A 14477-nucleotide genomic window follows, 5' to 3' on the forward strand; every position below is an offset into this window, starting at 1 on the left:
CGGCCTGAGGCGGCGGCGCCATTGGCGGGGGTGGCGGCACGGGCGCTCGCGCGGAGCTTGCGGCTGAGGCGTCGGAGCCTGCGGGGCGGCTTGTGGAGCTGGCGCTTGTGGCGCCGGCGCCGCGGGTGGCTGCGGCGCCTGAGCCGGCGCGGCCTGGGGCGCCGCGGCTACCGCCTCGGCACCGGCTGGCTTTGCCATCCAGACATGGCTGCACTTCGCGCAGCGACCTTGCGTCCTTCGGGTGGAAACGCCGCCTTGATCTCATAGCGGGTCCCGCACGCCGGGCAGATGATCTGTGTTGCCATTTCAGAAGCCGAAAATCGTCCGTTACGCGAGGACTTTACGAACGCCCCATGTGTTGCCCAATTCCATTGATACCGGACGGGGAGTTCAGCATAAAGAGCCTGTGGTGGGCAATCTTAAGAGACTTAAGGAAGACGGGTGATCCGCTTTGACAACGTCGGGCTCCGCTACGGCTCAGGCCCGGAAATCTTGCGTGACGTCACCTTTCACGTGCTTCCCGGGTCCTTTCATTTCCTGACCGGACCGTCGGGCGCCGGAAAGACCTCGCTTTTGCGCCTGCTTTTCATGTCCCTCCGGCCGACCAGAGGGCTGATTTTCGTGTTTGGCGAGAATGTCGCCGATCTCCCGCGCAACGGCCGGGCGGCGCTCCGCCGGCGAATCGGCATCGTTTTCCAGGATTTCCGCCTGCTCGACCATCTCACCACCTGGGAGAATGTGGCCCTCCCCTTGCGCGTCATGGGCCGGAAAGAATCCGACTATGCCGAGGACGTGACCGATCTGCTCCGCTGGGTCGGCCTCGGCGAACGGATCCATGCCTATCCCGAGATCCTGTCGGGCGGCGAGAAACAGCGCGCGGCCATCGCCCGCGCCGTGATCGGCCGCCCCGAGCTGCTTCTCGCCGACGAGCCCACGGGAAATGTGGATCCCGCCATCGGCAACCGCCTGCTCCGGCTGTTCGTCGAGCTCAATCGGCTCGGCACCTCGGTCATCATCGCCACCCACGATTACGCGCTCATGGACCAGCTCGAGGCCCCGCGCCTCATGCTCTATGACGGCCAGTTGCAGGTCAGCACTCCGTGAGCGTCGTCACTGACATCCGGGATTATCCCTGGACCACGCTGCTGGCCGCCGTGCTGCCGGCGCGGCTCACCGCGCTGCTGCCGAAGCGCTTCCAAGCCGCGCCCTCGCAGATCGTGCCGTCCGCCTCCATCGCCGGCAACGCGCTGGCCGTGGTCATCGCCATCATGACGTTTCTCGCCTGCCTCACCGCCGGCGGCGTCTACATGATCAACCAATCGGCGCAGCTGGGTCGACGACATCGCCAGCGAGATCACCATCGAGCTCGATCCGGTGAACACCGCCGACATCGAGAAGAAGATGACGCTGGTCTCGCTATTTCTCGCCAAACAGCGGGGCATCACCCGGGTTAAGCCGCTCACCGCCGACGATTCGGCCAAGCTGCTCGAGCCGTGGCTCGGCTCCACCGCCGCCCTGTCTGCGCTGCCGATCCCCCGTCTGATCGCGGTGGAGATCGACCGCTCCAGCCCGCCGGACATCGGTCTCATCAAGAACGCGCTCAATCAGAATTTCGAGGGCGTCACCCTCGACGACCACCGCCGCTGGCAGGCGGAGATCCGCTCCATCACCCGCTCCGCGGCGCTTGGCGGCATCGCCGTGCTCGGTCTGGTCGCCGCCGCCACCATCGCCGCCATCATCTCGGCCACCCGCAGCGCCATGGCGTCCAACCGCGAGATCATCGAGGTGCTGCATTTCGTCGGCGCCAATGAGCGCTTCATCTCAGGCGAGTTCGAACGTCACTTCCTGGGGCTTGGCGTGCGGGCCGGCCTTATCGGGGCCGTATCCGCGGCAGTCGCCTTCCTCCTTTTGCCCTTCGCCATGCATCTGCTGGGCGGCGGCGTCGTCACCGAGGCGGAGACGCGCCGCCTGCTGGGCTCCGGCGAGCTCGATTTTGGCGGCTACCTGCTTTGTGTGCTCGTGGTTATCGTGGTCGCGGGCCTGTGCATGATCACCTCGCGGCTTGGCGTGTTCCGCGTCTTAAAATCCTACGCATGAGTGCTGTAATGACCCCCGGTGAAGCGGATTTCGCGGCCGTGCGATATTGCCTATTCTGCGCCGCGCCGGGGTGGGTTTGGAGTAAGTGGTGACGGAGGACGTGCAGGAGGTCCAGGAGAGCGCGGGGCGGCGGCATTTCCGGCGCTTCGGCGGCTTCGTGGGCAGCGTCCGGCTGCTCTTCGACGCGACCATCCTGGCGCTCGTCATGCTCATTATCGGCTTCATCGTGTTCGCCAACAGCGTGGACCGAGAGCGGCGCGAGCCGGCCTATGCCGCCGACGGCATCGCCGTGCTGACCGGCGGCGTGGCGCGCATCGACGAGGCCATGAAGCTGCTGGCCAAGGGTAAAGCCAAGCGCGTGCTGATCACCGGCGTCAATCGCGACACCACACGGGAGCAATTGAAGACGCTGGCGAGCCAAGGCGACCAGTATTTCGCCTGCTGCGTCGACATCGACAAGGAGGCGCGCAACACCATCGACAACGCTACCGAGACCGCTCAATGGGTCGCGCTGCATAAATATGGCTCCGTCATCGTCGTCACCTCCAACTATCACATGCCCCGCGCCCTGGCCGAGCTCGCCCGGGCCATGCCGGGGGTGACGCTGATCCCCTATGCCGTGGTCGACAACAACGTGCATGTGGAACGCTGGTGGACCTTCCCCGGCACCACCAAGCTGCTGCTGTCCGAATATCTCAAATACATCCCGGCGCTGGCCCGGCTCGGCGCCACCAATCTGGTGCGCATGACCGTGCGGGGCGGTTCCGTGCCCCCCGAGGACCAGCCGGAGCCTTGAGCCCGGCTCCCGTGATCATGCTCCGCTCAATCCTCTTCGCTCTTCTGTTCTATGTGACGACGGCGCTGTTCGTGGTGCTCGGCAGCCCGCTCCTGTTCGCGCCGCGCAGTTGGGCCATGGCGGCGCTCAAGGTGCATGCCCGCACCGAGCTCTGGCTCCTGAAGCACGTCGTCGGTTTGGACTACGAGGTACGCGGCCTCGACAAGCTGCCGAACGGCCCCTGCCTCATCGCCTGCAAGCATCAATCGGCGTGGGAGACCTTCGCCCTCATTCCCATGTTCCGCGATCCCGCCTTGCTGATGAAGCGCGAGCTGTTCTGGATCCCGTTCCACGGGTGGTTCTCCTACAAGTTCGGGATGATCCCGGTGGACCGCGACAAGGGTCCGACGGCGCTGCGCCGCATGCTGCGCGCGGCCAAGGAACGAATCGAGGCTGGGCGCGAAATCATTTTGTTCCCCGAAGGAACCCGCCGCGCGCCGGGTGCGCCCCCCGCTTACAAGACGGGCATCGTCCTGATTTATTCGGCGCTCGGCGTCCCTTGCGTGCCCGTCGCGCTGAACTCCGGATTTTTCTGGCCGCGGCGCAGTTGGCTCAGAAAGCCCGGGAAAATCGTGGTCGAGATCCTCGAACCCCTGCCGCCGGGCCTCCCCAAGGCCGAATTCATGAACCGGCTGGAGGACGACATCGAGACCGCCTCCGCCCGTCTGTTGGCCGAGGCGAAGACCGTGGACGGCATCGGTTAACTCCTTGTTAACACTTAAAAGCTTGACGCGGTCCGGAGCAAAGTTCATCCTTTGTTCCAGAAAGAATCGTGATCGCCGGCGGGTCTTGAATTTGTCATCGGTCAACCCATTTCAGGTAGGTCTGTTTAGTTAACGGGACGGATTTTCATGTGGACGAGCGAAGCCATAGCCGCTGAGACGACGGCCCCTTGGGGGCCGGCCGACGAGCCTGCGCTGGTCTGCGCCGAGGCCGCCTTCGCTCAGGCCTTCCACTATTGGCGTGGCGCTTCGGGCCGCCGCTATCTCCACAGCGTCTATACGCTGGTGGGCTGCCCTGCCCTGCCCCAAGCAAACTACATCCTGGTGCGCCGTTATCAGGACGGCACGCGCGAGGCGATCGCCTTCGGCGACACCAAGGACGACGCCGCCTCGCTCAACCTCGCCCATCTCCGCCATGAGGGCGCCAAGTGCGGCGCCAACGAGGTGCATGTCCACCTCCTGGCCGACAACGCCCATGACCGGGCGCTGGTCGAGGCCGATCTGACCGCCGCCCATATGCGCCGGCGCACGGCCGAGGCCGCGTAGGACCGACTTCCGAAATTCGAAGAACGCTTAGTTGCGGGACAGCTTCTCGAGCCGCTGCTGCATGGCCAAGAGTTCGGCCTTGAGCGTATCGATATCGTCCCCGCCCGGCGCCCCGGCGCCGATCTTGGCCACCGGCGCGGAACTCGCCTCGGCGCCTTCCTTGGCGTCCTCTGCAGGAAGTCCGTTGGCATTGGCGTCGGACCCGGAGAAGGGCGTGAACATGCCGAAAGCCCGCTCGAACGTGTCGAAATTCTTCCGCACCTGTTCTTGCATCGCATCAAAGGCCGCCGTGCCGAAGGCATTGGCGAAGCGGCGGCGATACTGCTCCTGCTGGCGGGTCAGCGAGTCGAGGCTGAACTCAAGATAGCTCGGTACAAGCTTCTGCATGCTGTCGCCATAGAAGCGGATGAGCTGGCGCAAGAAGCCGATCGGCAGAAGGTTGGTGCCTCTGCTTTCCTGATCGACGATGATCTGGGTAAGGACAGCATGGGTGAGGTCTTCGCCGGTCTTCGCGTCGTAGACGACAAAGTCCCGCTCTCCCCGCACCATTTCGGCCAGGTCCTCGAGCGTCACATACGTGCTTGTATCGGTATTATAGAGCCGCCGGTTGGCGTATTTCTTGATAATGACCGGCCGACCCTCTTGGTCCGCGTCCCTAGCCAATTGCCTTCACTCCTACGCTCTGTGGCAGCGCCTAAGGCTACTCTATGCCGCACCTGCGAAGATAACTAGCACGTTCCTTGTGCGGGGCACCAGAGGCTTCGCCGGAGGCTTAAGGGCCCCTAGGCCATTGGTAGGCTTTCCCTATGGAAATCCCTAGGGTATGACCTGTGGTCCCTAGGGGTATGGAGAATTCGAATGAAAGCGGATGAGATCGTCATTGTCGCCGCCGCGCGGACGCCGGTTGGATCGTTCAACGGTTCGCTGGCCAGCCTGCCGGCGCACGAGCTGGGCCAGATCGTGATCAAGGCGGCGATGGAGCGGGCCAAGCTGAAGCCCGAAGATGTGAGCGAGGTGATCCTCGGACAGGTTCTTACGGCGGCGCAAGGGCAGAACCCGGCGCGCCAGGCGTCGATCGGCGCAGGCCTTCCCATTGAGACCCCGGCTTGGGGCTTGAATCAAGTGTGCGGCTCGGGCCTTCGCGCCGTGGTCAACGGCGCCCAACAGATCGCCCTCGGCAGCGCCGACATCGTCATCGCCGGCGGTCAGGAAAGCATGAGCCAGTCGGTTCATGCCGCCCATCTCAGGAACGGCGTGAAGATGGGCAACACCGATCTCATCGACACCATGATCAAGGACGGCCTGTGGGATGCCTTCAACGGTTATCACATGGGCAACACCGCCGAGAACGTCGCCAACAAGTGGCAAATCACCCGCGATGAGCAGGATGCCTTCGCCGTGGCCTCCCAGAACAAGGCCGAGGCCGCCAGGAAGGCCGGCAAGTTCACCGACGAGATCGTGCCTGTCACCATCAAGACCCGCAAAGGCGACATCGTGGTGGATCAGGACGAGTATATCCGCGACGGCGCGACCCTCGAGAGCGTCGCCAAGCTGCGGCCTGCCTTCAGCAAGGAAGGCTCCGTCACCGCCGGCAACGCCTCGGGCATCAATGACGGCGCCGCCGTCGTCGTGCTGATGACCGCCGAGGAGGCCAAGAAGCGCGGCCTCAAGCCTCTCGCCCGAATCGCCTCTTGGGCCCAGGCCGGCGTCGACCCGGCCGTCATGGGCTCCGGTCCGATCCCCGCCTCCCGCAAGGCGCTGGAAAAGGCCGGCTGGAAGCCGCAGGACCTCGACCTGGTCGAGGCCAACGAGGCCTTCGCCGCGCAGGCTTGCGCCGTGAACAAGGATCTCGGCTGGGATACCAGCAAGGTGAACGTCAACGGTGGCGCCATCGCCATCGGTCACCCCATCGGCGCCTCGGGCGCGCGCGTCCTCGTCACCCTGCTGCACGAGATGCAGAAGGCGGACGCCAAGAAGGGTCTCACCACGCTGTGCATCGGCGGCGGCATGGGCATCGCCATGTGCGTCGAACGCGACTAGGTCCCGGCCTCAAGCAGGCGTAGGGTTTTGTGTGGGGTGGCCGTTCGCCGCCCCACACGCGGGTTTTATCACCAAGAAGCCGGCGCCAACGTGCGCCAAGGGAGGAAGCTATGGGACGTGTGGCTCTGGTCACGGGAGGAACACGCGGCATCGGCGAAGCTTGCTGCAAGGCGCTGAAGAAGGCCGGCTACAAGGTCGCCGCCAGCTATGCCGGCAATGACGACGCCGCCAACGCCTCAAGAAAGGAAACCGGCATCCCGGTGTTCAAATGGGACGTCGGCGACTACCAGGCTTGCGAGCAGGGCGTCATCGCCGTCGAGAACGAGGTCGGCCCGGTCGAGGTGCTGGTCAACAATGCCGGTATCTCGCGCGACGCCATGCTCCAAAAGATGAGCAGCGAGCAGTGGGAGCAGGTCATGCGCACGGATCTCGACTCCGTGTTCAACATGCGCGCCAGGGTGATCAACGGCATGCGCGAGCGGGGCTTCGGCCGCATCGTCAACATCTCCTCGATCAACGGCCAGCAAGGCATGCTCGGCTTGAGCAATTACTGCGCGGCCAAGGCCGGCATGATCGGCTTCACCCGGGCCGTGGCGCTGGAAGGCGCGCGCAAGGGCATCACCGCCAACGCCATCGCGCCGGGCTATGTTGCGACCGAGTTGCTGTCGGGCGTTTCCGAGAAAGTGATGGAGCACATCGTCGGCCAGATTCCCGTGGGCCGTCTCGGCGAAGCGGACGAGGTCGCCCGCTGCGTCGTGTTCCTTGCCGCCGACGAATCCGCCTGGATCACCGGCTCGACGCTGACCATCAATGGCGGCCAGCTGATGGACTAACGGGCTTTCGCTCTCCGAGGCGCCGGGGCCTTACGGCTCCCAGCCTTGGGGGGCGAGCTCGAACCCGGCGAAGTCGAAGCCGGGCGCCACGGTGCAGCCGATCAGCGTCCACGCGCCTAAGCTCCGCGCGGACTGCCACGCACCGGCCGGCACCACCCTTGCGGGTGCTCGCCAGCGATCAGATCGGAACCGAGCTTCACCTCGCGCCGTGTGCCCGCGTCGTCCGCGATCTCGAGCAGAAGCGGCGCACCCCCATACCAGTGCCACATCTCGACCGCATCGACCCGGTGCCAGTGGGAGACTTCGCCCGACTTCAGCAGGAACAGGATCGCCGTGGAGTGCGCGCGGCCCTCGTGTCCGGGCGCGTCGCGGAACGTCTCGCGGAACCAGCCGCCTTCGGGGTGCGGCACGAGCTTCAGATGGGCGATGACCTCGTCGGCAGTGAGCGGTTCGGCCATCTAGAACCGGTCCTTGCGCTTGCGGACCTCGCCGAACACCACGTCGAGCGGCTGTCCTTCGAGACCGAGCCGCTGCTGGATCGCGGGGCTCGACGCGCGCAGGAAGGGATTGGTGGCGAGCTCCTGGCCGATCGTCGTCGGCAGCGACGGCGCGCCCTTCGCGTCATTCTCCGCGACCTCGGCGGCGCGCGCTTTCAGCGCCTCGTTCTCCGGCTCGACGGTCAGCGCGAAGCGGCAATTGGCGCCGGTATATTCGTGGCCGCAGTAAACATCCGTCTCCGGCGGCAGCGCCGCGAGCTTCGACAACGACGACCACATGGTGGGGGCATCGCCTTCGAGCAGCTTGCCACAGCCGACCGAAAATAGCGTGTCGCCGACGAACACCGCAGCCTCGTCGGGGAAGTAATAGCTGACATGCCCACGCGTATGGCCGGGCGTCTCGATCACGCTGCCCTTGGCGCCGCCAATGTCCACCGTGTCGCCCTCCTTCACCTCCACGTCGAGACCGGGGATCGAGCCCGCCTCGCGCGCCGGTCCGGTGACGGTGCAACCGGTCTTCTTCTTCAGAGGGCCGATGCCCGCCGTATGGTCCGCATGATGATGCGTGACCAGGATGTCGGTCAGGTTCCAGCCCTTGTCTTCGAGGGCGGCGAAGATCGGCTCCGCCTCGGGCGCATCGATCGCCGCCGTGGCGCCGGTCTCCGCGTCATGGATCAGCACGCCGTAATTGTCGGCCCGCGTCGGAAATTGATAAATCTCGAGCTTCGCCATCATGCTTTCTTCTTTTTCGCTGCTAGCCTTCGGGGGTGCGGACCGTAACACCCAAATCGCGGCGATTGAAACCGCGCGCGCTTGAGCCTTAAGTGGGTGACGATCCGGGTCTCAAGAACGAACTTTAAACGTAAGCCGCGCGACACTTCAGCCATGCATCTCGACGCATTCGACCTCAAGGACTTCTACGCCCGCCGGCTCGGGCTGATGGTGCGCCGCCTGCTCCGGCTGACCATCCGCGCGCGCTGGGGCGACGTGAAGGGCCTGAACGTCTTCGGCCTCGGCTATGCCACGCCCTATCTCGGCGAGTTCAGAGGCGAGGCGCGCAGCCTCGGCGCGCTGATGCCGGCCGGGCTCGGCGCCCTGACCTGGCCTGATCGAGGTCAGTCCATGAGCGTGCTCGTGGACGAGACGGAGCTGCCTCTGGACGACGAGGCCGCCGACCGCATCCTGCTCGTGCATATGCTGGAATGGTCGGAGCAGTCGCGCGTCCTGCTGCGCGAGATCTGGCGCGTGCTCAGCCCGCAAGGGAAGCTGCTCATCGTCGTCCCCAACCGGCGGGGCTTGTGGGCCCGGGTCGACACCACGCCCTTCGGCTATGGCAGCCCGTTCAGCCGCTCCCAGCTCACACAGCTTCTGAAAGAGGCGATGTTCTCGCCGGAAGGCTGGCAATACGCGCTCTACACGCCGCCCTTCAACTGGCGCGTGCTGACGCGCTGGCCCGGTTTCTGGGAGCGCCTCGGTCTCATCCTGTGGCCGACCTTCTCCGGCGTGATCCTGGTGGAGGCGACCAAGCAGGTCTACGCGGCGATGCCGGTGCGCGAGACCGAGCGGCAGGTCCGCCGCCGCATCGTGCCGGTGCCGGCCGGCGCCGTGACGCCGCGCCTAGCGCGACAGCAGAAAGACCGCCTGCTCGCCGAAGAGATTCTGCGCGAATAACGGCATGGCGACCAGCTTGGTGCCGTAGGCGTTGAGCGCGATCGCCCGCTCCACCTTGGCGCCCACGTCGTCGCACAGATTGAGGAAATCCTTGATCGTGCACAGATGGATATTGGGCGTGTCGTACCAGCGCTCGGGCAGATTGTCCGTACGCGGCATATGTCCGCCGAACATCAGCTGCGTGCGCACCCGCCAATGGCCGAAATTCGGGAAGGACACCACGGCCCGCTTGCCGATGCGCAGCAGCTGCTCCAGCACCAATCGCGGCGAGTAGGTCGCCTGGATGGTCTGCGACAGGATCGCGTAGTCGAAGGCGAGATCGGGATAGTAAGCGAGGTCGTCGTCCGCATCGCCCTGGATCACCGCGAGCCCTTGCGCCACGCAGGAGTTCACCCCCGCTTGGCTGAGCTCTATGCCGCGCCCGTCGACGCCGTGCTTCTCAGCTAGGATACGCAACAGCGTGCCGTCGCCGCAGCCGATATCGAGCACGCGCGAGCCCGGCGTCACCATCTCGGCGATCAGCAGGAGGTCGACGCGGGTCGTGTCCGTCGGCCGGACGCTGTGGGCTTTCACCGGGGCGTCATGGTCACACCTTGCCGCCGTCCGGGAACACCACGCCGCGATGGCGCGCGGCGGCGGTCAAAAATCCGCGCACGGCGTCGAACAGCTCCGGCTCGTGCAGCAGGAAGGCGTCGTGGCCCTTGTTGGATTCGATCTCCACGAAGCTCACATTGGCGGCGACCGCGTTCAGCGCATGCACCACCTCACGGCTCTCCTCGGTGGGGAACAGCCAGTCGGACGTGAACGACACCAGGCAGAAGCGCGTCTTGGTGCCGGCAAAGGCATTGGCGAGCACGCCCCCGTGGTCGGCGGCGATGTCGAAATAGTCCATGGCGCGCGTGATGTAGAGATAGGCGTTGGCGTCGAAACGGTCGACAAACGTCATGCCTTGGTGGCGCAGATAGCTCTCCACCTGGAAATCGGCGTCGAAGCCGAAAGTGACCTTCTCCCGGTCCTGAAGATTGCGGCCGAACTTGTCGTGCAGCGTCTCGTCCGACAGATAGGTGATATGGGCGGCCATGCGCGCCACGGCCAAGCCTTTGCGCGGGCTCTTGCCCTCTTCCAGATAGCGGCCCTGGCACCAGTCCGGATCGGCCATCACCGCTTGGCGCCCGACCTCATGGAAGGCGATATTCTGCGAGGAATGCCGCGCGGCGCAGGCGATCGGCACCGCGGAGAACACCCGGTCCTTGTAGGTCGCGGCCCATTCCAGCACCTGCATGCCGCCCATGGAGCCGCCGAGCACGCACAAGGCCTGCTCGATGCCGAGGTGATCGAGCAGGCGCGCCTGCGCCCGCACCATATCGCGCACGGTGATGACCGGGAAATCGGGCCCGTAAGGCTTGCCCGTGGCCGGATTGATCGAGCTGGGGCCCGTGGAGCCCATGCAGCCGCCGATGACATTGGGGCACAGCACGAAATAGCGGTCCGTATCGATCGGCTTGCCCGGCCCGATCATCGTGTCCCACCAGCCGGGCTTGCCGGTCAGGGGATGGAGATTCGCCGCGTGCTGGTCGCCGGTCAGCGCATGGCAGACCAGCACCAGATTGGATTTGTCGGCGTTAAGGGTCCCGTAGGTCTGATAGGCGATGGAGAAGGGCGCAAGCGCGGAACCGCTGTCGAGCGGCAAGGGCTCGGCCTCGGGAAAATGCACGATATCGCTCTGCGGATTGGCGCCCTGCGCCAGCCGTTTCGCATGATCGGCGAAACTTTCCGCTCCGGGAGTCTCGTTCATCACTTGCCTATTCTGGACGCGCAAAGGCCCATCCTCGCGCGCTTGGGAGCACTATGGCTCAAGATTATACAATGCCGGGTTAGCTATGACCTCAACCTTGAAAGTCAATCTTTTCTTTGCCTTGGCCTCGGGAATAGCCCTATGAGAGGCCCTTCGCAAAGCCAGCCGCCAAGGAGAGAGACGATGACGGCCAAACGTGGGCCAAACCCGCGTCCAGGCATTCTCGACATCGCGCCCTATGTCCCGGGCACGAGCGCGCTCCCTGGCGCCGGCGCGGTGGTCAAGCTGTCCTCCAACGAGACGCCGCTGGGGCCGTCCCCGCGCGCGGTCGAGGCTTATCTCGAGCAGGCCGCCCATCTGTCGCGCTACCCCGACGGCTCGGCGCGGCCCTTGCGCGAGGCGCTCGCCAAGCTCTACGGCCTGGACGCGGCCCGCATCGTGGCGGGCGCCGGCTCCGACGAGATCCTGAACCTGCTGGCCGCCGCCTATCTCGGGCCGGGCGACGAGGCGATCTACTCCGAGCACGGCTTCCTCGTCTACAAGATCGCCATTCTCGCGCACGGCGCCACGCCGGTGCCGGCGCCCGAACGCAACCTGACCGCCGACGTGGATGCCATCCTGGCGCGGGTGACCGAGGCCACGCGCCTGGTGTTCATCGCCAATCCCAACAATCCGACCGGCACCTACCTGCCGTTCGACGAGATCAAGCGGCTGCATGCCGGCCTGCCGGAGCATGTCATCCTCGTGCTCGACGCGGCCTATGCCGAATATGTCCGCGCCAACGACTACGAGGCCGGCATCGAGATGGTGGCGACGAGCGAGAACACGGTGATGACCCGCACCTTCTCCAAGATCTATGGGCTCGCGGCATTGCGTCTCGGCTGGGCCTATTGTCCGTCCGCCGTCGCTGATGTCCTGAATCGCATCCGCGGTCCGTTCAACGTGACGGGCCCGTCGATCGCCGCCGGCGTCGCCGCGCTGGCCGATCAGCCGCACATGGAGCAGGCCGTCGCGCACAACACGGTATGGCGCGCCCGCGTGGCCGAGGCGCTTGACCGCATCGGCTTGCACACCACGCCGAGCGCGGCGAACTTCCTGCTCGTGCATTTTCCGGACGGGACCTCCGCGCGCGAGGCCGACGCATTCCTGCATCAGCGGCGCATCATCCTGCGCCGGGTGGAGGAATATGGCTTTCCGAATGCCTTGCGCCTGACCATCGGCACCGAGGACGAGAACAACGCGGTGCTCGAAGCACTCACCGAATTCATGGACGGAGCGCGATGAGCAAGCCGTTATTCGACACGCTGGCCATTATCGGCCCCGGCCTGATCGGGTCGTCGATCATGCGGGCGGCACGTGCGCAAGGTGCCGTGCGCAGCATCGTGACCAGCTCGCGGTCGCCTGAGACGCGCGCCCGCGTGGTCGCGCTGGGCATCGCAGACAAGGTCGTCGCGACCAACGCGGAAGCCGTCCAGGACGCCGACCTCGTCATCGTCTGCGTGCCCGTCGGCGTGTGCGGGGCCGTGGCGCAAGAGATCGCGCCCCATCTGAAAACCGGCGCCATCGTGTCCGATGTCGGCTCGGTGAAGGCCTCCATCGTGCGCGACATGGGCCCGCATCTGCCGGACACCGTGCATTTCGTGCCGGCCCATCCGGTTGCCGGCACCGAGCATTCCGGCCCCGATGCCGGCTTCGCCGAGCTGTTCGAGAATCGCTGGTGCATTCTGACGCCGCCCGAGGGCACCGACAAAGAGGCCGTCGACCGGCTCAGCGCCTTCTGGACCCTGCTCGGCGCCAATGTGGAGATCATGACGCCGGAGCATCACGACCTGGTGCTCGCGGTCACCAGCCACCTGCCGCATCTCATCGCCTACACGATTGTCGGCACGGCGGACGAGCTGGAGACGGTAACCCGCTCGGAGGTGCTGAAATTCTCCGCCGGCGGCTTCCGCGACTTCACCCGCATCGCCGCCTCCGATCCGACCATGTGGCGCGACATCTTCCTCGCCAACAAGGACGCGGTGCTCGAGATGCTCGGCCGCTTCAACGAGGACGTCTCCGCCCTGACCAAGGCCATCCGTCATGGCGATGGCGACGCGCTGTTCGAGCAGTTCACCCGTACCCGCGCCATCCGCCGCGGCATCATCGATGCGGGCCAGGACACGCCGGACGCCGATTTCGGCCGCCCCCACGGGCATGACGACTAGACGCGCCGTTTCGCATCCTCTGATCGATCAACTTGAGGATTTCATCTTCACCAGACTGCAAGGGCAACCATGTACCGCTAGCGGCCACAGCCGAACGATAGGACCTGCGGTCATGGAACCGTCGCCACGCATTAAGCCCTCTGCCAGGGCAAAATCAAAGAACCCGACCCCCCATCCTGGGTCCAAACGGGGGGCTGTTACCGTTCGAAACGACGTGCCGTTCGCATCTCTTGCTCAGGCATTAACGGCACTCCGGCCGGATGACGCGCAGGCAAGGCTCTTCGGGGAGCTTAATCGCTGCTTGGACGTCGCGCTCAACAACATGGGCCGCGGCCTTTCCATGTTCGATGCCGAAGCACGGCTAATCGTCTGCAACAAGCTGTATTGCGAAATATATTCGTTACCCGAGACGCTGACTCGACCGGGTACCCCGTTGGCCGCGATCTTGCGCTATCACGTCAAGAACGAAACAGGTCGAGATGATCCGCAGGAGTTGGAAAGACAGCGAAAGTGGATCGCGACTCACGTCGCGGCGTTGGCTTTGGGAAGGTCATTCTCGCATACCCAATCTCTAAAGAACGGCCGCATCGTCCTAGTAAGCAATCAGCCCCTTGCCGGTGGTGGATGGGTTGATATTCAGGAGGACATAACGGAGAGGCGACGAGCGGAGAATAAGATCGATTGGCTTGCGCGTCATGACACGCTGACCGAGGTTGCCAACCGGCATCAATTCAATGAGCAACTGGAAGAATGGTGTGCGGCTTTGCCAGAAGGACACGCATTTGCCCTTCACTGGATTGATCTCGATCACTTCAAAGAGGTGAATGACACTCTGGGACATCCCACTGGGGATGCCTTGCTAAAGAGTGTGGCCAATCGAATTCGCAAGGTGTTGCGCGGAACGGATACCGTGGGCCGGCTGGGTGGTGATGAATTTGCAGTCCTCCAAGCCGGGGCTGCCGACCAATCTCAGGCGATAAAGTTGGTCGAGCGCATTCAGCGTGCGCTCGCTGAACCTCATTGTGTACTCGGGAACCAAGTCGCCATGGGCGCTAGCATCGGCATCGCTTTAGCACCGAAAGACGGTTGCGATCCCGAAGTCCTCATGAAGAAAGCTGACCTCGCACTTTATGATGCAAAGACATCTGGACGCAGCACTTACGTCTTCTGTCCATAGATAGGCGAGTTGGCCGCGGCATCATCGAGGCCGGCCAGGACACGCCGGACGCCGACT

16 protein-coding genes and 1 pseudogene are annotated in these 14477 nt (G+C 64.7%); 12 read left to right on the forward strand and 5 right to left on the reverse strand.

Annotated features, from left to right (window positions below; genetic code table 11):
- The first annotated feature begins 441 nt into the window (after nt 1–441).
- From ftsE to AUC69_RS12995, 6 genes are all read left to right on the forward strand, one after another.
- The gene (ftsE, locus tag AUC69_RS12975; protein WP_069442525.1) at nt 442–1104 is read left to right on the forward strand and encodes a cell division ATP-binding protein FtsE; all 663 of its coding nucleotides are present in this window, start codon (nt 442–444) and stop codon (nt 1102–1104) included.
- The gene (locus tag AUC69_RS17155; RefSeq protein ID WP_141700796.1) at nt 1101–1454 is read left to right on the forward strand and encodes a hypothetical protein; all 354 of its coding nucleotides are present in this window, start codon (nt 1101–1103) and stop codon (nt 1452–1454) included. Before ftsE ends, AUC69_RS17155 begins: the two co-directional genes overlap by 4 nt.
- Nucleotides 1375–2097 carry a cell division protein FtsX gene (locus tag AUC69_RS12980; protein ID WP_069442526.1) on the forward strand — a complete coding sequence of 241 codons (723 nt, stop codon included), beginning with the start codon at nt 1375–1377 and terminating at the stop codon, nt 2095–2097. The genes AUC69_RS17155 and AUC69_RS12980 overlap by 80 nt, the downstream gene beginning before the upstream one ends.
- A gap of 88 nt (nt 2098–2185) precedes the next feature.
- Entirely contained in the window at nt 2186–2893 is a 708-nt protein-coding gene (locus AUC69_RS12985) for a YdcF family protein (protein WP_244500254.1), read from the forward strand.
- Nucleotides 2890–3636, forward strand: a complete 747-nt coding sequence (locus AUC69_RS12990; RefSeq protein WP_244500255.1) for a lysophospholipid acyltransferase family protein — start codon at nt 2890–2892, stop codon at nt 3634–3636. The genes AUC69_RS12985 and AUC69_RS12990 overlap by 4 nt, the downstream gene beginning before the upstream one ends.
- A 147-nt stretch (nt 3637–3783) precedes the next feature.
- A complete protein-coding gene (locus AUC69_RS12995; protein ID WP_069442527.1) occupies nt 3784–4200 on the forward strand; it encodes a hypothetical protein in 417 nt (138 codons plus the stop codon).
- A gap of 27 nt (nt 4201–4227) precedes the next feature.
- On the opposite strand, the gene phaR is transcribed toward AUC69_RS12995, so the two are convergent.
- Nucleotides 4228–4863 (reverse strand): polyhydroxyalkanoate synthesis repressor PhaR, encoded by a 636-nt coding sequence (gene phaR / locus AUC69_RS13000; protein ID WP_069442528.1) that lies wholly within the window; start codon nt 4861–4863, stop codon nt 4228–4230.
- Nucleotides 4864–5058: 195 nt separating this feature from the next.
- Here phaR and AUC69_RS13005 point away from each other — a divergent pair, with 195 nt between their 5' ends.
- Entirely contained in the window at nt 5059–6240 is a 1182-nt protein-coding gene (locus tag AUC69_RS13005; protein ID WP_069442529.1) for an acetyl-CoA C-acetyltransferase, read from the forward strand.
- A 110-nt stretch (nt 6241–6350) separates the two neighbouring features.
- Entirely contained in the window at nt 6351–7073 is a 723-nt protein-coding gene (gene phbB / locus AUC69_RS13010; protein WP_069442530.1) for an acetoacetyl-CoA reductase, read from the forward strand.
- Between the two features lie 30 nt (nt 7074–7103).
- Here phbB and AUC69_RS13015 read toward each other — a convergent pair.
- Both AUC69_RS13015 and gloB read right to left on the reverse strand, forming a co-directional pair.
- Nucleotides 7104–7531, reverse strand: a pseudogene (locus tag AUC69_RS13015) (cupin domain-containing protein).
- Nucleotides 7532–8302 (reverse strand): hydroxyacylglutathione hydrolase, encoded by a 771-nt coding sequence (gene gloB, locus AUC69_RS13020; protein ID WP_069442613.1) that lies wholly within the window; start codon nt 8300–8302, stop codon nt 7532–7534.
- A gap of 153 nt (nt 8303–8455) precedes the next feature.
- Between gloB and AUC69_RS13025 the strand changes: the two genes are divergently transcribed.
- Nucleotides 8456–9241, forward strand: coding sequence for a methyltransferase domain-containing protein (locus AUC69_RS13025; RefSeq protein ID WP_069442531.1), 786 nt, complete (start codon nt 8456–8458; stop codon nt 9239–9241).
- Here the strand turns inward: AUC69_RS13025 and metW are convergent.
- Nucleotides 9188–9814, reverse strand: coding sequence for a methionine biosynthesis protein MetW (gene metW / locus AUC69_RS13030; protein ID WP_069442532.1), 627 nt, complete (start codon nt 9812–9814; stop codon nt 9188–9190). The genes AUC69_RS13025 and metW overlap by 54 nt on opposite strands.
- A 13-nt stretch (nt 9815–9827) precedes the next feature.
- Nucleotides 9828–11036 carry a homoserine O-acetyltransferase MetX gene (gene metX, locus AUC69_RS13035; RefSeq protein ID WP_069442533.1) on the reverse strand — a complete coding sequence of 403 codons (1209 nt, stop codon included), beginning with the start codon at nt 11034–11036 and terminating at the stop codon, nt 9828–9830.
- 183 nt (nt 11037–11219) lie between these two features.
- Between metX and hisC the strand changes: the two genes are divergently transcribed.
- From hisC to AUC69_RS16590, 3 genes are all read left to right on the forward strand, one after another.
- Complete coding sequence (gene hisC, locus AUC69_RS13040) at nt 11220–12320, forward strand: histidinol-phosphate transaminase (RefSeq protein WP_069442534.1); 1101 nt, start codon at nt 11220–11222, stop codon at nt 12318–12320.
- Nucleotides 12317–13243, forward strand: a complete 927-nt coding sequence (locus AUC69_RS13045) for a prephenate/arogenate dehydrogenase family protein (protein WP_069442535.1) — start codon at nt 12317–12319, stop codon at nt 13241–13243. The genes hisC and AUC69_RS13045 overlap by 4 nt, the downstream gene beginning before the upstream one ends.
- 301 nt (nt 13244–13544) lie before the next feature.
- Nucleotides 13545–14420, forward strand: a complete 876-nt coding sequence (locus AUC69_RS16590; protein ID WP_244500256.1) for a diguanylate cyclase domain-containing protein — start codon at nt 13545–13547, stop codon at nt 14418–14420.
- Nucleotides 14421–14477: the final 57 nt, after the last annotated feature.

Source organism: Methyloceanibacter superfactus (assembly GCF_001723305.1).
In the GTDB taxonomy this organism is placed as follows: domain Bacteria; phylum Pseudomonadota; class Alphaproteobacteria; order Rhizobiales; family Methyloligellaceae; genus Methyloceanibacter; species Methyloceanibacter superfactus.